The sequence below is a fragment of the Haemophilus sp. SZY H53 genome (assembly GCF_054332375.1).
The window spans coordinates 60,383-78,825 of sequence record NZ_JBTGNV010000003.1 but is presented as its reverse complement, the minus strand read 5'-3'; the positions used below and the strand labels follow the sequence as shown (position 1 = coordinate 78,825).

The 18,443-nt window shown below is 39.8% G+C and carries 20 protein-coding genes and 1 other RNA gene; 10 read left to right on the top strand and 11 right to left on the bottom strand.

Annotation, left to right across the window (positions count from 1 at the left end):
- The first annotated feature begins 32 nt into the window (after positions 1-32).
- From tgt to secF, 6 genes are all read left to right on the top strand, one after another.
- The gene (gene tgt / locus ACXVWB_RS03940; RefSeq protein WP_289901454.1) at positions 33-1,181 is read left to right on the top strand and encodes a tRNA guanosine(34) transglycosylase Tgt; all 1,149 of its coding nucleotides are present in this window, start codon (positions 33-35) and stop codon (positions 1,179-1,181) included.
- A gap of 64 nt (positions 1,182-1,245) precedes the next feature.
- Complete coding sequence (locus ACXVWB_RS03935; RefSeq protein ID WP_289901455.1) at positions 1,246-1,758, top strand: hemerythrin domain-containing protein; 513 nt, start codon at positions 1,246-1,248, stop codon at positions 1,756-1,758.
- Positions 1,759-1,761: 3 nt separating this feature from the next.
- On the top strand, positions 1,762-1,989 hold the full coding sequence (locus tag ACXVWB_RS03930) for a sulfurtransferase TusA family protein (protein ID WP_289901456.1): 228 nt from the start codon (positions 1,762-1,764) through the stop codon (positions 1,987-1,989).
- Between the two features lie 102 nt (positions 1,990-2,091).
- Complete coding sequence (yajC, locus tag ACXVWB_RS03925; RefSeq protein WP_049357671.1) at positions 2,092-2,382, top strand: preprotein translocase subunit YajC; 291 nt, start codon at positions 2,092-2,094, stop codon at positions 2,380-2,382.
- Positions 2,383-2,405: 23 nt separating this feature from the next.
- Entirely contained in the window at positions 2,406-4,256 is a 1,851-nt protein-coding gene (gene secD, locus ACXVWB_RS03920) for a protein translocase subunit SecD (protein ID WP_289901457.1), read from the top strand.
- A 10-nt stretch (positions 4,257-4,266) separates the two neighbouring features.
- A complete protein-coding gene (secF, locus tag ACXVWB_RS03915) occupies positions 4,267-5,241 on the top strand; it encodes a protein translocase subunit SecF (protein WP_289901458.1) in 975 nt (324 codons plus the stop codon).
- An 81-nt stretch (positions 5,242-5,322) separates the two neighbouring features.
- Here secF and ACXVWB_RS03910 read toward each other — a convergent pair whose 3' ends face one another.
- The 7 genes from ACXVWB_RS03910 to ACXVWB_RS03880 all read right to left on the bottom strand — a co-directional run bounded on the left by ACXVWB_RS03910 (position 5,323) and on the right by ACXVWB_RS03880 (position 11,792).
- Positions 5,323-6,363, bottom strand: a complete 1,041-nt coding sequence (locus ACXVWB_RS03910) for an AI-2E family transporter (RefSeq protein ID WP_289901459.1) — start codon at positions 6,361-6,363, stop codon at positions 5,323-5,325.
- Positions 6,363-6,701, bottom strand: a complete 339-nt coding sequence (gene glnB, locus ACXVWB_RS03905; RefSeq protein ID WP_289901460.1) for a nitrogen regulatory protein P-II — start codon at positions 6,699-6,701, stop codon at positions 6,363-6,365. The genes ACXVWB_RS03910 and glnB overlap by 1 nt, the downstream gene beginning before the upstream one ends.
- Position 6,702: 1 nt before the next feature.
- A complete protein-coding gene (gene mog / locus ACXVWB_RS03900; protein ID WP_049362318.1) occupies positions 6,703-7,296 on the bottom strand; it encodes a molybdopterin adenylyltransferase in 594 nt (197 codons plus the stop codon).
- A gap of 112 nt (positions 7,297-7,408) precedes the next feature.
- On the bottom strand, positions 7,409-9,979 hold the full coding sequence (gene clpB, locus ACXVWB_RS03895) for an ATP-dependent chaperone ClpB (protein ID WP_289901461.1): 2,571 nt from the start codon (positions 9,977-9,979) through the stop codon (positions 7,409-7,411).
- A gap of 135 nt (positions 9,980-10,114) precedes the next feature.
- The gene (locus tag ACXVWB_RS03890; protein WP_128786951.1) at positions 10,115-10,687 is read right to left on the bottom strand and encodes a 5-formyltetrahydrofolate cyclo-ligase; all 573 of its coding nucleotides are present in this window, start codon (positions 10,685-10,687) and stop codon (positions 10,115-10,117) included.
- Positions 10,688-10,713: 26 nt separating this feature from the next.
- A non-coding RNA gene (gene ssrS / locus ACXVWB_RS03885) (6S RNA) lies at positions 10,714-10,911 on the bottom strand.
- A 92-nt stretch (positions 10,912-11,003) separates the two neighbouring features.
- On the bottom strand, positions 11,004-11,792 hold the full coding sequence (locus tag ACXVWB_RS03880) for an outer membrane protein assembly factor BamD (RefSeq protein WP_297567330.1): 789 nt from the start codon (positions 11,790-11,792) through the stop codon (positions 11,004-11,006).
- 108 nt (positions 11,793-11,900) lie between these two features.
- On the opposite strand from ACXVWB_RS03880, the gene rluD reads away from it, so the two are divergent.
- Positions 11,901-12,875: a 23S rRNA pseudouridine(1911/1915/1917) synthase RluD gene (rluD, locus tag ACXVWB_RS03875; RefSeq protein ID WP_289901463.1), complete on the top strand. Its 975-nt coding sequence runs from the start codon at positions 11,901-11,903 to the stop codon at positions 12,873-12,875.
- A 1-nt stretch (position 12,876) separates the two neighbouring features.
- Complete coding sequence (pgeF, locus tag ACXVWB_RS03870) at positions 12,877-13,614, top strand: peptidoglycan editing factor PgeF (RefSeq protein WP_289901464.1); 738 nt, start codon at positions 12,877-12,879, stop codon at positions 13,612-13,614.
- A 48-nt stretch (positions 13,615-13,662) separates the two neighbouring features.
- Here pgeF and ruvX read toward each other — a convergent pair whose 3' ends face one another.
- Genes ruvX through fadR form a run of 4 tightly spaced genes read right to left on the bottom strand, consistent with a single transcriptional unit; the run spans position 13,663 to position 16,163 of the window.
- The gene (ruvX, locus tag ACXVWB_RS03865) at positions 13,663-14,082 is read right to left on the bottom strand and encodes a Holliday junction resolvase RuvX (protein WP_014064097.1); all 420 of its coding nucleotides are present in this window, start codon (positions 14,080-14,082) and stop codon (positions 13,663-13,665) included.
- The gene (locus ACXVWB_RS03860; RefSeq protein WP_049357655.1) at positions 14,082-14,642 is read right to left on the bottom strand and encodes a YqgE/AlgH family protein; all 561 of its coding nucleotides are present in this window, start codon (positions 14,640-14,642) and stop codon (positions 14,082-14,084) included. Before ACXVWB_RS03860 ends, ruvX begins: the two co-directional genes overlap by 1 nt.
- Entirely contained in the window at positions 14,642-15,376 is a 735-nt protein-coding gene (rsmE, locus tag ACXVWB_RS03855; RefSeq protein ID WP_049357654.1) for a 16S rRNA (uracil(1498)-N(3))-methyltransferase, read from the bottom strand. The genes ACXVWB_RS03860 and rsmE overlap by 1 nt, the downstream gene beginning before the upstream one ends.
- A 58-nt stretch (positions 15,377-15,434) precedes the next feature.
- On the bottom strand, positions 15,435-16,163 hold the full coding sequence (fadR, locus tag ACXVWB_RS03850; protein ID WP_289901465.1) for a fatty acid metabolism transcriptional regulator FadR: 729 nt from the start codon (positions 16,161-16,163) through the stop codon (positions 15,435-15,437).
- 123 nt (positions 16,164-16,286) lie between these two features.
- Here fadR and nhaB point away from each other — a divergent pair, with 123 nt between their 5' ends.
- Both nhaB and dsbB read left to right on the top strand, forming a co-directional pair.
- On the top strand, positions 16,287-17,825 hold the full coding sequence (nhaB, locus tag ACXVWB_RS03845) for a Na(+)/H(+) antiporter NhaB (protein WP_289901466.1): 1,539 nt from the start codon (positions 16,287-16,289) through the stop codon (positions 17,823-17,825).
- A gap of 19 nt (positions 17,826-17,844) precedes the next feature.
- On the top strand, positions 17,845-18,378 hold the full coding sequence (dsbB, locus tag ACXVWB_RS03840) for a disulfide bond formation protein DsbB (RefSeq protein WP_289901467.1): 534 nt from the start codon (positions 17,845-17,847) through the stop codon (positions 18,376-18,378).
- Positions 18,379-18,443 lie beyond the last annotated feature (65 nt).

The window sequence follows — 18,443 nt, the reverse complement described above, 5'->3', positions numbered from 1 at the left end:
CCTTCGAACTGTTTATTCGTTGAGGAAAGAAAATGAAATATGAATTAGATAAAACCAGCGGCAGTGCACGTCGTGGTCGCTTGGTGTTTGAACGTCCACAAGGTACGTTCAGCGTAGAAACCCCTGCATTTATGCCAGTGGGCACCTATGGCACGGTAAAAGGCATGACACCGGAAGAAGTGCGTGCGACGGGTGCAGAAATTTTGCTTGGTAATACCTTCCATTTATGGCTTCGTCCTGGACAGGAAGTGATGCGTAAACACGGTGATTTGCACGATTTTATGCAATGGCATCGCCCGATTTTGACGGATAGTGGCGGCTTCCAAGTATTTAGTTTAGGTAAATTACGTAAAATCACCGAAGAAGGAGTGAAATTCCAAAACCCAATTAACGGTGAGCGCATTTCCCTTTCACCTGAAAAATCCATGGAAATTCAATATGATTTAGGTTCTGACATCGTGATGATTTTCGATGAATGTACGCCTTATCCAGCGACTTTCGATTATGCGAAAAAATCCATGGAAATGTCTCTTCGTTGGGCAAAACGTAGCCGTGATCGCTTTGATGAATTAGGCAATAAGAATGCCCTATTCGGTATTATTCAAGGTGGCGTGTTTGAAGAATTACGCAAAGTCTCATTAGAAGGCTTAGTGAATATTGGCTTTGACGGTTATGCAGTGGGCGGTTTAGCGGTAGGCGAACCAAAAGAAGACATGCACCGTATTTTAGAATACATCTGCCCACAAATCCCGGCTGATAAACCGCGTTATTTAATGGGTGTGGGTAAACCGGAAGATTTAGTGGAAGGCGTACGTCGTGGTATTGATATGTTTGACTGCGTAATGCCAACCCGTAACGCTCGTAACGGCCATTTATTCGTGACAGACGGCATTGTCAAAATCCGTAATGCAAAATATCGTGATGATACCAGCCCATTGGATCCTGAATGTGATTGCTACACCTGTAAAAACTACACCAAAGCCTATTTATACCATTTAGATAAATGCGGTGAAATTTTAGGTGCTCGCTTAAATACCATTCATAATTTACGCTATTATCAACGCTTAATGGCGGAAATTCGTCAGGCTATTGAAGACGAGCGTTTTGATGATTTTGTGGTGGAATTCTATGCTCGCATGGGCAAACCAGTTCCCCCATTACAATTAGCGGATAACTCATAATTGCTGAAAGTGTGGTAGAAAAATGAAGCGTTTTTTGACCGCACTTTTTAACAAAGGAAACCTTATGCAAATCCTTGAACCTCAACAATTTGCCACTTGGAATGAGCCGATTGATATGCTTTATGCTTGTCATAGCAAAGTGAAACGCTTTTGTAAACAGCTCACCATTCTTCCTGGCTACTTAGAAAAAAATGGCGTGAATCAAGCCGTATTAAATGATGTGAAAACCATTTTGCAGTATTTTAATCACGCGGCACCTCTTCATCATGATGATGAAGAAAAAGACTTTTTCCCCGCTTTAATTGAAAAAGCACCTCAAGCGAAAGAGTCGGTGGATGAATTAGAACGCCAGCATGTTACTTTGCATGAAAATTGGGCAAAGCTTTCGGAGCAGCTAGAAGAATTGATTGCAGAGAAACGTACCGATGTAGATGAAAGACTGATTACGCAGTTTGTGGCGAGCTATGATAGACACATATCCCTTGAAGAGCCGCTATTTGAGCTTGGTAAGCAATATTTATCCGCAGAACAACTCACGGCTATGGGCAAAATTATGTTTGCTCGTCGCCAAGCTTAAACCATGAAATATCAATTAAATTTGACCGCACTTTCCTGCCCGATTCCGCTTTTAACTGCAAAGAAGGCTTTGGCAAATTTAGCGTCAAATGATGAATTAGTTTTGCAATTAAATCGTCAAAGTGCGGTCGAAAATTTTGTTGTTTTTTGTGAAGAAAATCAATGTGAATTAGTGGATCAACATTGGCTTTCCGAGCAAATCTTCGAAGTTTGCTTGAAAAAAATCAATTAATTCCAAAATTCTCGTTGTTATTGCCTTCATCGGCTTTTACTGAATGCCGTTTTATGGTATTTTACGACCACTTTTAACTTTTCATTTTATAAGGAAAACACAATGGAAGCACAAAGCCCAATGTCCACGCTATTTATTTTCGTGATCTTCGGTTTAATTTTTTATTTTATGATTTACCGCCCACAAGCAAAACGTAATAAAGAACACAAAAAATTAATGTCTGAATTGGCGAAAGGCACTGAAGTATTAACCGCTGGTGGCGTCATTGGTAAAATTACCAAAGTAACCGAAGGTGCTGAAATTGTTATCGCATTAAACGATACCACTGAAATCACGATTAACCGTAACTACATTGTTTCAGTATTACCGAAAGGTTCTGTAAAATCTCTCTAATTTAAATTCCTAAAGGGAAAACTATGTTAAATCGTTACCCATTATGGAAGAATCTAATGGTGATCCTTGTGGTCGCCATTGGTGCTTTATACTCTCTTCCAAATATCTATGGTGAAGATCCTGCGGTGCAAATTTCCGGTACTCGCGGACAACAAGCAGACACCACCGCATTAACTGAAGTACAAAATGTACTGAAAGAAAATAACCTTCCAACCAAATCTATCGTTCTTGAAAATGGCTCTATTCTTGCCCGTTTCACCAACACAGATGATCAACTTCTTGCCAAAGATAAAATTGCAGAAAAACTAGGCAACAGCTATACCACGGCATTAAACCTTGCACCGGCAACACCGACTTGGTTAAGCAGCATTGGGGCCAACCCGATGAAATGGGGTTTGGACTTACGTGGTGGTGTACGCTTCTTAATGGAAGTGGACATGAATTCTGCTTTGGCTAAACGTCAAGAACAGTTACAAGACACATTACGTGGCGAGTTACGTAAAGAAAAAATTCAGTTTACCGCGATTAAAAATGGTGACAAATTTGGTACAACGGTCACGTTAGAAAACGCTGACCAGATATCAAAAGCAGCACGTATTATTCGTCAGCTACACCCAACATTAGATGTGTCTGATATTGGTGACAACACCTTAAACCTTGCCCTTTCTGAAACGGCATTAACAGAATCACGTAACTTAGCGATCGAGCAAAACTTAACGATTTTACGTAAACGTGTCGCTGAATTAGGCGTAGCTGAAGCGGTTATCCAACGTCAAGGTGCAGAACGTATCGTAATCGAATTACCGGGTGTTCAAGATACTGCCCGTGCAAAAGAGATCTTAGGTGCAACTGCGACACTTGAATTCCGCATTGTGAATTCGTTGGTGAACCCTGAATCAGCAGCGCGAGGTATGTTACCTTCTGACACAGAAATCAAATATGACCGTCAAGGTAGACCTGTTGCACTTTACAAACGTGCAGTATTGGGTGGTGAACACATCATCAACTCAAGCTCAGGTTTAGACCAAAACACCAGTACGCCACAAGTCAGTGTCACCTTGGATAGTGAAGGCGGCGAAATCATGTCGCAAACCACCAAGAAATACTACAAAAAACCAATGGCAACCTTGTATGTAGAATACAAAGACAACGGTAAAAAAGACGAAAATGGCAAAACTATTTTAGAGAAAAATGAAGAAGTGATTAACGTTGCTACTATTCAAGGTCGCTTTAGTTCTAACTTCCAAATTACGGGTGTAAGTAGCTCTGCAGAAGCACAAAACCTTTCTATGTTATTAAAATCAGGTGCATTAATTGCACCAGTGCAAATCGTTGAAGAACGTACAATTGGTCCTTCACTGGGTGCACAAAACGTAGAACAAGGTATCAATGCAAGTTTCTGGGGATTAATTATAGTCATCTTCTTCATGTTGATTTACTACAAAATCTTCGGCATTATCGCAAGCTTTGCATTAGTGATTAACATCGTTTTATTAGTCGGTTTAATGTCTATCCTACCTGGAGCAACACTTTCCATGCCGGGGATTGCGGGTATCGTATTAACCTTGGGGATGTCGGTGGATGCCAACGTACTTATTTTTGAGCGTATCAAAGAAGAAATTCGTAATGGTCGTCCAATCCAGCAAGCTATTAACGAAGGTTATAACGGTGCATTCTCCTCTATCTTCGATGCGAACTTAACCACAATTTTAACGGCAATTATCCTTTATGCAGTCGGTACCGGTCCAATTCAAGGCTTTGCGGTAACCCTTGCATTAGGTGTGGCAATTTCAATGTTTACAGCGATTACCGGAACACGTGCTATCGTGAACTTCCTATACGGCGGTAAACGTCTTGAAAAATTATCAATTTAGGTAGGATAAGATGAGATTATTTGCAAAAGATAAAAACGGACATTTTATCCGTGAAGTGAATGGGATTAAATTGCCATTCTCTCTCACTGAGTTTATGAAAGTGAGATTTGTAGGGTATGCATTTTCCGCTATTTTGATGACGATTTCCCTCTTCTTCATTATTACAAAAGGCTTCAACTGGGGCTTAGATTTTACGGGCGGTGTGGTATTTGATACTCACTTCTCACAACCCGCTGATTTAGAGAAAATCCGTGGCACATTAAACCAAAACGGGATTTCAAGCCCAATTGTACAAACAACGGGTTCTGTACAAGATGTCATGATCCGTTTACCAGCCGACAATAACGATTCTGGTATCGGTGAACACGTTAAAGGCATGCTCCAAACAATCGACCCGAATATTCATATTAACAGTATTGAATTTGTGGGGCCTAACGTTGGTGAAGAGTTAGCTCAAGGTGCAGTTTATGCGACGCTTGCTACTCTTGCGATGATGTTGATTTATATCGGCTCACGCTTTGAATGGCGTTTAGCTGTGGGCGGTATTGCCTCACTTGCTCACGACGTAGTCATTACCCTCGGTTTGTTCTCTGCATTACAAGTTGAAATGGATTTAACCTTTGTGGCGGCAATTCTTTCCGTTGTGGGTTACTCTATCAACGATAGTATCGTGGTATTCGACCGTGTACGTGAAAACTTCCGTAAAATTCGTCGTGTAGATACTATCGATATTATTGATATTTCCTTAACGCAAACCTTGTCGAGAACCATCATGACCTCTCTCACAACACTTCTTGTTGTGATTGCCTTGTTCTTCTTTGGTGGGCCATCCATTCATAACTTCTCGTTAGCGTTATTAATCGGTATCGGTTTTGGTACCTACTCATCAATCTTTATCGCGATTGCGATTGCTTATGATGTTGGTCTACGTCGCGAACACATGATTCCACCAAAAGTGGATAAAGAAATCGATGATTTACCTTAATCTATCGAACATGAGATAAAAAGAAAGCCGCCATAATGGTGGCTTTTTTATTGCTAAAATTAAGTGCTTTTTGACCGCACTTTATTCGTTTACATCACCTAATAAAGCTGCATATTTCTTCGTTGATTCGGAACTTTCCAGGGTAATTTTAAACGCCATTGTCAGCGGCACAGAAAGCAACATGCCTACCGTACCAAGTAACCATCCCCAGAAAAGTAATGAAAAGAATACGACCAAGGTAGAAAGCCCTAAGGTTTTTCCCATCATTTTCGGTTCAATAATATTACCGATCACAATATTTGATGCAATAATACCAACAGTTACGCCCATTCCTACACCAAATCCATTCAGTAATAAAGCTTGAACCACAATCGGCACTGCGGCAATAATTGAACCGATATTCGGAATATAATTTAATAGGAAGCTTAAGGTTGCCCATAAAATCGCATATTGCACCCCCGTTACATCCAACAAAATCCAAGTCGCAACACCTGTCAACAAACTTGTCACCGTTTTCACACCAAGATAACTAATCACACCGTCTAAAATACGATCAATGTGATGCTCTTCCGCAACAACATCATGTTCATTGGCACTTAAAACTAACGCAAGTTTATGCTTCATGGTTGGTGCTTCAAGCAGCATAAAAATCACGGCTAAAATCAACACAAAAACATTCGTCACAACGCCAGAAAAGTTTAATAACAAACGGCTCACAAAGTTCATGATCACGCTCGGATCAAAATGCTCCATAATGGCTTCGCGAGAAATCACAATCGGCAATTTCAGTTTTTGAGCTAATGCTATAACGTCATTTATACGCTCTGAAAGTAGCACTTTATATTGCGGAATAGAACGTGTAAATTCCTGCACACTGCTGTTAATTAATCCCGCCAGGAAAAAGAATACAATTAAAATCAAAACAAATAACAAGGCAATCGCAATACCATGTGGTACTTTGCGTTGTGTCATTGCTTTAATCACGGGTGAACAAATAATGGCGATAAATAATGCCAATAAAAAAGGCACAACAATCTCTGCCGCCAGTTTAATTCCCGCAAACACAATCACTAAAGCCGCCATAGCAACGACAGTGCGGTTAAAATTTAAGTTTTTTTCCACTAAATGGCTTCCTCATTTTCTTCGCCTGTACGAATACGAATCACACGTTCTATATCATAAACAAAGATCTTTCCATCACCGATTTTGCCTGTTTGGCAGGTTTCAACAATGGTTTCAAGGCATTGTTCAAGCAAATCATCTGGCACTACTATTTCAATTTTCACTTTAGGCAGAAAATCCACCATATATTCTGCACCACGATAAAGCTCTGTATGTCCTTTTTGACGACCAAAACCACGGACTTCAGTCACGGTCATTCCGCTGATGCCAATATCAGATAAATTTTCACGCACATCATCTAATTTAAATGGCTTAATAATGGCTTCGATTTTTTTCATCTTATTTCTCCAAATTTTCGCGTCGTGCGGCTTTCGGTCGAAAGCTTGTAATCACTTCAGGCTTGGTATCAATATAAATACCATCAATTAATTGCAAGCAATAAGGCACTGCACTAAAAATCCCTTTCACTAAAACTTTACCTTGCTCATCTTTCACGCCTTCTAAAGTTTCTTTGATGGCTTTTGGCTGACCAGGTAAATTCAAAATCAAACTATTTTTACGAATCACACCAACTTGACGAGATAAAATCGCTGTCGGCACAAAATGCAAACTCACTTGACGCATTTGCTCGCCAAATCCAGGCATTTCACGATCGGCTACCGCTAACGTGGCATCAGGTGTCACATCACGTTTTGCCGGCCCTGTCCCGCCCGTGGTGAGCACTAAATGACAATGGTGCTCATCCACTAATTCTTTCAACGTTTGTTCAATTAATGGCTGCTCATCTGGAATTAATCGAGTTTCTACTTCAAAAGGATCTACCAATGCTTGTTCTAACCATTGTTGTAATTCGGGAATCCCTTGATCTTGATACACACCACTTGATGCACGATCTGATACTGAAACCAAACCTATTTTTAAAAGTGCGGTCATTTTTTTCCTCATTTTTATACGCAATAAACAGCGTCATTCTACCCTATTTTATCTTTTACCAAAGCATAAAAAAGCCATTTAGCTTTCACTAAATGGCTTTTCATTTTAAAGCTTATTGTCTCGCCTGAACTTTACCGTCAGTATAATCAACAGTCACTACTTTACCTGGTAATAATTGACCAGATAAGATTTGTTGTGCCAAGCTATTTTCGATCTCTTGTTGAATTGCACGTTTTAATGGACGCGCGCCATAAATTGGGTCGTAACCCACTTCAGCAATGAAATCTAATAAAGCGTCGGTAAACACCAATTCGTAGCCACGAGTTTCCATACGTTTTGCTAAGCGTTCTAATTGGATACTTGCAATCGCACGGATATTTTCTTTACCAAGCGGATGGAATACCACGGTCTCGTCAATACGGTTGATAAATTCTGGACGGAAATGTTGGCTAACAACCGACATCACTAAGGCCTTCATTTCGCTATAGCTTTCGTCTTTGTTACCTTGGATTAAATCAGAACCTAAGTTAGAGGTCATTATCACCACCGTATTACGGAAGTCCACGGTACGACCTTGCCCGTCAGTTAAACGACCATCATCCAATACTTGTAACAAGATATTGAATACATCCGCATGAGCTTTTTCCACTTCATCGAGCAAAATCACCGAATATGGACGACGACGAACAGCTTCAGTTAAATAACCACCTTCTTCATAGCCGACATAGCCTGGAGGCGCCCCCACTAAACGAGAGACACTGTGTTTTTCCATAAACTCTGACATATCAATGCGTACCATCGCATCTTCACTATCAAACAAGAATTTAGCCAAAGTTTTGCAAAGCTCAGTTTTACCTACACCTGTTGGCCCTAGGAACAAGAAAGAACCAATTGGGCGATTAGGATCGGAAAGACCTGCACGGCTACGACGAATTGCATTTGCTACCGCATCTACTGCTTCTTCTTGACCGATCACACGTTTATGCAATTCTTCTTCCATGCGTAAGAGTTTTTCTTTCTCGCCTTCCATCATTTTAGAAACAGGAATACCTGTTGCTTTAGAAAGCACTTCGGCAATTTCTTCATCAGTTACACGATAACGCAATAAGGTCATTTCTTTGCCTTCGCTGGTTTCAGCGGCAGCAAGTTGTTTTTCCAATTCAGGAATACGACCGTATTGAAGCTCAGACATTTTGCTTAAATCACCAGCTCGACGCGCTTGTTCCATTTCAGTTTTCGCCGCATCTAACGCTTGTTTGATGTGTTGTGAACCTGAAAGGGTCGCTTTTTCTGATTTCCAAACTTCTTCAAGTTCAGCGTATTCACGTTCTTTATCAGCAAGCTCTTTTTCTAACATGTCTAAACGCTTACGGCTTGCTTCGTCTTCTTCTTTTTGTAATGCCTGTTGTTCCAATTTTAATTGGATAATACGGCGTTCAAGACGATCAAGCGGTTCAGGTTTAGAATCTATTTCCATACGGATGCTCGAAGCGGCTTCATCGATTAAGTCGATGGCTTTATCCGGCAATTGACGATCGGAAATATAACGGTGTGAAAGTGTTGCTGCTGCTACGATTGCTGGGTCAGTAATATCTACATGGTGATGGATCTCATAACGCTCTTTCAAACCACGTAAGATCGCAATGGTATCTTCGACACTTGGCTCATCCACAAAAACTTTTTGGAAACGACGCTCAAGTGCGGCATCTTTCTCGATATATTGACGATATTCGTCTAATGTAGTTGCCCCCACACAGTGTAATTCACCACGTGCTAAACTTGGTTTTAATAAGTTACCTGCATCCATCGCACCGTCAGTTTTACCTGCACCAACCATGGTATGGATTTCATCAATAAAGAGGATCACGCAACCTTCTTCTTTTGATAACTCATTTAAAACAGCTTTTAAGCGCTCTTCAAATTCACCGCGGTATTTCGCACCAGCAATCAGTGCGCCCATATCTAAAGAAAGTACACGTTTGTTTTTTAAGCCTTCAGGCACTTCACCATTAACAATACGTTGTGCTAAACCTTCCACGATAGCGGTTTTACCTACACCAGGCTCACCGATTAATACAGGGTTATTTTTGGTACGACGTTGCAATACTTGAATCGCTCGACGAATTTCTTCATCACGACCAATAACTGGGTCAAGTTTGCCACTTTCAGCACGAGCTGTTAAATCAATGGTATATTTTTCAAGAGCTTGTCTGCTTTCTTCTGCATTTTGATCGTTCACGCTTTGTCCTCCGCGAATATGTTGAATCGCTTGTAAAATTTGTTCTTTTTTCGCACCACATTTTTTCAAAATGTCATTTAATGCGCCACGCTCTTCAAGCGCTGCTAATAAGAACAATTCACTGGAAATAAATTTATCTTGTTTTTGTTGAGCTAATTTGTCACATAAATTCAATAAGTTAAGTAATTGACGTGAAATTTGCACATCACCGCCATTACCCGACACTTGTGGCAACTTATTCAATTCGGCGTTTAATTCATTACGTAATAACGCCACATTCACGCCACTTGCTGTCAAAATCGGTGCAATTGAACCGTCTTGTTGATTTAAAAGTGCGGTCAATAAATGCACTGGTTCGATAAACTGATTATCTTTACCTAGCGCTAATGACTGTGCTTCACTGAGTGCTTGTTGAAATTTTGTGGTAAATTTTTCAATATTCATACCTTATCTTCTCCTGCATTAAATACTCGGGGTCATCCCCTTTATGAGTAACTAGATAAGACCCTTTTTTGGTATTTCAAGAGAAAAAATCAACAATTTTTAATTTTTTCTATCGAATTTTATTTCTTGATAGGTTTAAGCAACTAAAATTCGGTGAAGAGGCACGTCCCACGCTTCAGTTGGAAGCTGTTCGACTTGCTGACATTGATGGGCTAATCCCACAGGAATAAAAGAAGCATTTTGCCAATTTTGTAAGGTGCGGTCATAAAAACCACCGCCCATACCAAGGCGATTCCTTTGTTTATCAAACGCGACAAGTGGTGTAAAAAGAATATCTAATTCATTCAAAGGCAATACGTTTTGCACATTGAGTTTTGGCTCCCAAATGCCAAATTTATTTTTCAACATTGGTGTATCTGGCAAATAACGTAAGAACAAAAGATGATTAGGATTGAAAGGGTGTAATACTGGTAAATAAACGCACTTATCTTGTGCCCAAAGGGTTTTGATAAGTTTATCCGTGGAGATTTCACCATCAAAGGAAACATACAAGGCAATATGCTGCGCATTTCGTGCTTCAATTAATGCAAGCGCTTGCTGAGTGATGGAATCTTCTGCCTGTTGCTGCTGAAGTGCGGTCAAATTTGCTCGTGTTTTACGAATTTGTTGACGGAGTTGATGGCGAAGCGTTTGCTGTGTTGATTTCATTTAATCAGAAAGAATGGATTTTAAAGGAAGGTCCCAGAGTGCCGCTACGAGTAGTAGTCCTTGAACCCGATGGTTCAAGGAAACCGGTAAGGTCATTTTTAGGTTTCTTTAGCCCAATGACAAAGTCAAAGGTCAAGCCTACACACCAATGACGGGAAACCGATTTATAAGATTTTAAGTATCGGCTCAGGGACATAACCCATCCACGAACACCCCAGGAAATCTTTTAAATTTATACTAGCTCAATTTGATCAATTTGACTAGCCTTTATTTTAAATAATTTGCTTTTACCTCTAGATTATAAACAACATATAAATTATTTTTTAATTGGTTGAATTAAATCTGAATCGTCAAGTTTCTTTATTTCAGTAAATTTTTTATCTTTGTTCGCTTCAATTACCTTCTGCGTTTGATCCGCTAATTGCTGTAAACCCATTCGATCATATGCTTCTTTCATTAAGAATAAACCTTCATAGGTCGCTTGTGCATCAGGATATTGTTGCAACATACCCACTACGCGATTTGATACTGCGACCCATGCATCACGTTTTGCATAGAATTTCGCAATCTCTAACTCATGACGCGCTAATGAGTCTTTGATATACGCCATACGTGCTACCGCATCTTGTGAATATGGACTATTCGGGAACGCACTAACTAAACTTTGAAAGTTAGAAAATGCCGTTTTCATAGATGTTGTTTCACGCGTTGCACGATCGATGCCAAAGAAATCTTGGACCATATTATCAGCAGTTGCTAAATTTGTTAACCCTGCCATATACACGGCATAGTCACGGTTTGGACTTTGTGGAAATTGGTGTAGATAATTATCTACTGTCACTAATGTTGCCGTATAATCTTGTGCTTTATAGTTTGCATAAATTAAATCAAGCATAGCTTGTTCTTGATAAGTACTGCCTGGAAAACGTTCTGTTGTTGCATTTAAATAACGAATTGATTCTTTATAGCTACCTTCTTGCAAAGCAGATGAGCCTTTTGCATAAAGCTCATCAACTGAAGATTGTTCCACTTCTTTCTTACCACTACAAGCCATAATAGCCAATGAAGTCATAGCAATAAGTGCGAAAGATTTTATTTTATGCATTCTTTTTCCTTAATTTTTACGAAAATCAATAAATAAGTTACAATTAGCGAATATTGTATAGAACATTACACAATAAGCCAACTTTTTAAATTTTTAGATGGATTGTTTATGCCACAAATTACCTTAACGGCTGAAATTCAGCCCGAACAAATGGGACAACGTTTAGACCAAACCCTCGCAGAGTTGTTCCCTGAATATTCTCGTTCACGTTTAAAAACCTGGATTGAAGCAAAACAGGTAAAAATGAACGATGAAATTGCCGATATTCCTCGTACTAAAGTTTATGGCGGAGAGCAAATTGAAATTTCAGTAGAAGTAGAAGATGAAAACCGTTTTGAACCACAAAATATTCCGCTCAATATTGTTTATGAAGATGACGATATTATCGTGATTAATAAACCTAAAGATCTTGTGGTTCACCCAGGTGCTGGAAATCCAAATGGCACGGTACTTAACGCGCTACTCTATCACTATCCACCTATTGCCGAAGTACCGCGTGCAGGGATTGTGCATCGTTTAGATAAAGACACAACGGGTCTCATGGTTGTTGCCAAAACCATTCCTGCACAAACCAAACTCGTACGTGACTTACAAAAACGTAAGATCACTCGTGAATACGAGGCTGTTGCAAGTGGCATTATGACCAAAGGTGGAACCGTAGACCAACCCATGGCTCGCCACGCGACAAAACGTACACTGATGGCTGTTCACCCAATGGGTAAACCGGCTGTGACGCACTATCGCATTATGGATAATTTCCGTAATTACACCCGCTTACGCTTACGTTTAGAAACGGGTCGTACTCACCAAATTCGTGTGCACATGGCGCATATCGCACATCCATTATTAGGTGATCAAACTTACGGAGGCCGTCCTCGCCCACCTAAAAATGCAAGCGAAGTCTTCACTGAGGTGCTACGCAATTTTAAACGCCAAGCCCTACATGCGGTTATGTTGCGTTTAGCTCATCCTATCACAGGTGAAATGATGGAATGGTATGCCCCATTGCCAGATGACTTTGTCGAATTACTGCATGCCTTAAAAGCGGATTACCTCGAACACAAAGACGAATTGGATTATTAAGATGAAAACCATTGTTCCAAACTGGAATGTTCCACCACATATCCAAGCTTTTACAACCACAAGAGAAGGAGGCGTAAGCCTGCCGCCTTTCGATAGTTTCAATTTAGGCGATCATGTCGAAGATGATAAAAGTGCGGTCAAAACTAACCGCACTTTACTGGTCGAAAAATTTAATCTGCCACATTTCCCGTTGTTTTTAACTCAAACGCACAGCACTCGTGTAATCACGGTGCCTTATGAGGGTAATAATTTAGAGGCTGATGCGATTTATACCAATCAACCTAACCAAGTATGTTTGGTCATGACGGCTGATTGCTTGCCAGTTTTATTCACTAATAAGCAAGGGACTGAAGTAGCTGCGGCACATGCGGGTTGGCGTGGACTCTGTGATGGTGTATTAGAAGAAACCGTGAAATGTTTTCAATCTGCCCCTGAAGAGATTATTGCGTGGTTTGGCCCTGCTATCGGCCCTAATGCATTTCAAGTTGGCAAAGAAGTGATTGAACAATTTATGGCGTTTGACCCGATTGCAGAAACGGCTTTTCGACCCGATCCGAATGAAGTAGGAAAATACCTCGGCAATCTTTATCAAATCGCCACACAACGCCTCAATAAATTAGGTATTTCCCAAATTTACGGTGGGGAGCATTGCACATTCAATGAAAAAGAGAGCTTCTTTTCCTATCGTCGAGATGACAAAACAGGAAGAATGGCGAGTCTAATTTGGATAAAAAAATAAACCTATCAATACAACAAACCGCACATTAAAGCGCGGTTTATTTTTGGCTTATTCTGAATAGTTTTCGAACCAACTTTCTAAAATCAGGCAAGCAGAAATCCCATCTACTTTGCCTTTATTGAGAGCTCGATAACCGCCACGCTGGAAAATTTCATCACGAGCAGAAACCGTCGTTAAGCGCTCATCTTGTAGTTCGACTTTGATACCGAAACGACCATTTAAGCGATTGGCAAATTTTTTCGCACGAAGTGTTAAATCTTGCTCGGTGCCATCCATATTTAAAGGCAATCCCACCACAATAACATCAGGTTTCCAGTCTTTTAAACATTTTTCAATGGCATCCCAATTGGGAATCCCATCTTGCGCTTTAAATGCAGGTAAGGCTTGCGCCGTCCCCGTGATACTTTGCCCGACGGCACAACCAATACTTTTTGTGCCAAAATCAAATGCGATTGCCGTGATGCCCATTAACTATGCCCTACTTGTGAAAAGACAAAATTATGAGGATGAATCCCCAATAATTGATTCGCGGCGGGATAACGATCTTCATAAATGGTTTCAAATAAAATAGTGTCTGACGCTGGCGCGACTAGCCATGCATTATCTGCAATCTCTTGTTCTAGCTGTCCCGCTGTCCAACTGGCACAACCGAGTGCAACAAGATATTTTTCGGGCGCATCCTCTGAACCAAAGGTTTCCACAATATCTGCCGAAGTGGTCAGAAACATCTCATCAGTAATTTTATAACTATGCTCAAATTCTTTCGCAGTTTTCTTATGCAGAATAAAACCACGCTCAGAATGCACTGGACCACCCGCAAGCACAAGTTCACTGCTAAAAGTGCGGTCATTTTTCATCATAAAATTCATTTTTGAATACAACTCAGCAATGCTTAAATCGGTGGGTTGATTAATCACTAAGCCCATCGAACCTTGCTCATTATGCTCACACATATACACCACAGTATTTTGGAAATAATCCTCCAACTGTGGCATCGCGATTAAAAATTGCCCTTGTAAATCCATCATTATCCCAAATCTCCAAAACAAATTTGCAACGCACTAATCGCCGCTAAAGAGGCTGTTTCTGTACGTAACACACGCTTTCCTAATAAAATCTCAGTAAATCCTTGTTGTTCAGTTTGAGCGATTTCTTGAGGTGATAAACCTCCTTCTGAACCAATAAGCAAACGAACCCCTTCTTTTGGAATAGAAGGCAAGGTTTTAATAGAATATTGGGCTCTTGGATGTAAATTCAATTTCAACGCGCCATCATTTTCTGCACACCAATCTTGTAATTTCATTAACGGACGAATTTCTGGCACAACGTTACGGCCACATTGTTCACAAGCTGCAATGGCAATTTTTTGCCATTGTTGGATTTTCTTATCCATACGCTCACCATCTAACTTCACACCACAGCGTTCTGACCATAATGGTGTAATCACATTCACGCCCAACTCTACGGATTTTTGAATGGTAAATTCCATTCGATCGCCGCGTGAAATAACCTGCCCTAAATGAATCGATAAATTCGACTCTTTATCACTTAATTCACAACCAAGAATGTCCACTTTAACGGCTTTTTTGCTCGCTTCAATAATTTTTGCTGGATAAATATGATTACTTCCATCAAATAATTCAATTTGCTCACCTTCAGTCATGCGAAGTACACGTCCTACGTGATTAGCCGCATCATCTGAAAGTTGGCAAGTAGATTGATTTTTAAGGGATTCGGGATGATAAATTCTTGGAATACGCATAATATTGAGTCTTTGATATAAGGAAAAAGTGCGGTCATTTTCAACCGCACTTTTAATATTATTCTGTTGCTAAATCTTTTGGTAAACTTTCTAAAATGGATCGCCAGTAGGCGGAAGTCACTTGCTTGTGTTTACGAATACATTCCACCACTAAATCGGGTTGACCTTTTTCACAAATATCACGCAACTCGACATAAAAATCATGTGTCACTTGGCGATGTTTTTCGTCACTAAAGAATAGCAAACCAATTTTATGATAAACCCCACGTAAGCTATTGAAAATCAAACGATAGAAAGGTTTATTCGCCATTACTGTAAACTGACGAAATAAGGCATAGTCAAATTCCATGTAGCTTTCAGCCGTATTTTCTAAAACATCCATTCCTTTGAACAAAGCTGCTGAGGCTTTAGGCGAATTTTTTACTGCCTCATAAATATAAAATTCCGACATGCGACTACGCAATGACAGCATATTTTCAATGATTAACGGTGCGCTTTGGCGATCTAAGGTAATTAAGGTTTCAATGATGCTTGGACCCGCTGTATCCCAAATATCATTGACTTTCGTGGGCTTGCCGTGTTGAATGGTAAGCCAGCCATCACGAGCCAAACGCTGCAATACTTCGCGTAATGTCGTGCGTGTTACACCAATTTTATCAGCTAAATCACGCTCAGAAGGAAGATTGGTGCCTGCAGGAAATACATCATCCCAAATACTTTTTACTATGTATTCTTCAGCTAAAGCAGCAGGACTTTGAGCACGTAAAAGAGAGCTATCTGTTTGCATAAATATTAAAAAGTTTAAAAAGATCAAAAAAAATGTGATTTATTCAATAAATCTTTCACTGAACTATTATCCTTTAAAGCCGTATATATTACAATGTAAAGACTATAAAAAATGGAGTTAGCTATGACTTATACACAAGCATTTATGAAAAATTTTCTGGGTTCTAGTCCAGATTGGTATAAATTAACGATTATTTCTTTCCTAATCATTAACCCTATTTTGTTCTTTTGGATCAGTCCGTTTATCGCTGGTTGGGTTCTAGTTGCTGAATTTATTTTTACACTTGCAATGGCATTAAAATGCTACCCTCTTCAACCTGGTGGTTTGTTAGCTATTGAAGCAATTGCTATCGGTATGACAAATGTAGAACACGTTAAAGCAGAAATTATGGCTAACTTTGAAGTGATCTTACTTTTAATCTTTATGGTGGCCGGTATTTATTTTATGAAGCAGCTTTTACTTTATGTGTTCACCAAATTATTAGTTCGTATCCGTTCTAAAATTGTACTTTCTGTCGCCTTCTGCTTTAGTGCGGCATTTCTTTCAGCTTTCTTAGATGCCCTAACTGTTGTCGCTGTAATCATCAGCGTCGCCATGGGTTTCTATGGGGTTTATCACAAAGTTGCATCAGGCAAAACACTGCAAGATGCAGTTGATATTTCCGATGATAATAAAATCAAAAATCATGAAACCTTAGAAAAATTTCGTGCTTTCTTACGTAGTTTAATGATGCATGCGGGCGTGGGAACTGCACTCGGTGGTGTCATGACCATGGTAGGTGAACCTCAAAACCTAATCATTGCAGAACAAGCAAAATGGAATTTTATTGAGTTCTTCTTCCGTATGGCGCCAGTGACTATCCCTGTATTTATCTGTGGACTACTCACATGTATTTTGATTGAAAAATTTAAAGTATTCGGCTATGGCGAAAAATTACCAGAAGAAGTATGGAAAATCTTGGCCGATTTAGATCGTGAAAATACACAAAAAATGTCTAAACAAGATAAAATTCGCCTTTCTGTTCAAGCTCTTATTGCGATTTGGTTAATTTTAGGCTTAGCCTTCCACTTAGCGGCTGTAGGTTTAATCGGTTTAAGTGTAATTATTCTTGCAACGACTTTTACTGGTGTAACCGATGAACATGCTATTGGTAAATCATTCCAAGAAAGTTTACCTTTCACTGCATTATTAGTCGTATTCTTCTCTATTGTTGCCGTGATTATCGATCAAAAACTCTTCGCTCCAATTATTCACTTTGTATTAAGTGCAGAAGAGAAGACACAGTTAGCCTTGTTTTATGGTTTCAATGGATTACTTTCTGCGATTTCTGATAACGTATTTGTTGCAACAGTTTATATTAATGAAGCGAAAAATGCGCTTGCTGCAGGGGCAATTGCACCACATCAATTTGAATTACTTGCGGTCGCAATCAATACCGGTACAAACTTACCTTCTGTTGCAACACCAAATGGTCAAGCGGCATTCTTGTTCTTACTGACATCATCTCTTGCGCCATTAATTAAACTTTCTTATGGCAGAATGGTCTATATGGCATTACCTTATACTATCATATTAACAATCGTGGGGTTCCTTGCTATCGAATTTATCTTACCAGACATGACAATTTGGCTTGCGAACCTTGGCTTAATTCTTCCTATTTAGTGAAGCATAAGGAGAAAGAATGCTCGACTTTTTTAAGCAATTATCCCTTAAACGTTCAGCGTGGATCTTTTTGGCATTTACCGCATTTGCCTTAGAATCGACCGCACTTTATTTTCAATACGGCATGGGGTTACAACCTTGCGTACTTTGTGTTTATGAACGTTTAGCTGTTGTAGGTTTATTCGTCGCTGGTCTTATCGGCGCCTTAGCCCCAAGCTCGCTTATTATCCGCATTCTTGCTCTTATTGTGGGTTTATTTAGTGTAATTAAAGGATTAATGATATCTATCCGTCACCTTGATTTACAAATGAACCCTACACCGTGGAAACAATGTGAATTTATACCTAACTTTCCGGAAACATTACCATTCCATAAATGGCTACCTGCGGTGTTCAATCCAACTGGTAGCTGTAATGAAAGCCAATGGTCACTTTTCGGCATCACGATGGTGCAATGGTTGGTATTTATTTTCGCTGTCTATGTCATTGTGTTAGGATTAATTACACTTTCGCAAGTGAAGAAAAGTCGAAATCAACGCCTCATTTTTAAGTAGTCTAATCGCATACTAAAAAGCCTAGAGAGATCCTCTAGGCTTTTTTATTACTGAAAGTTATTCTG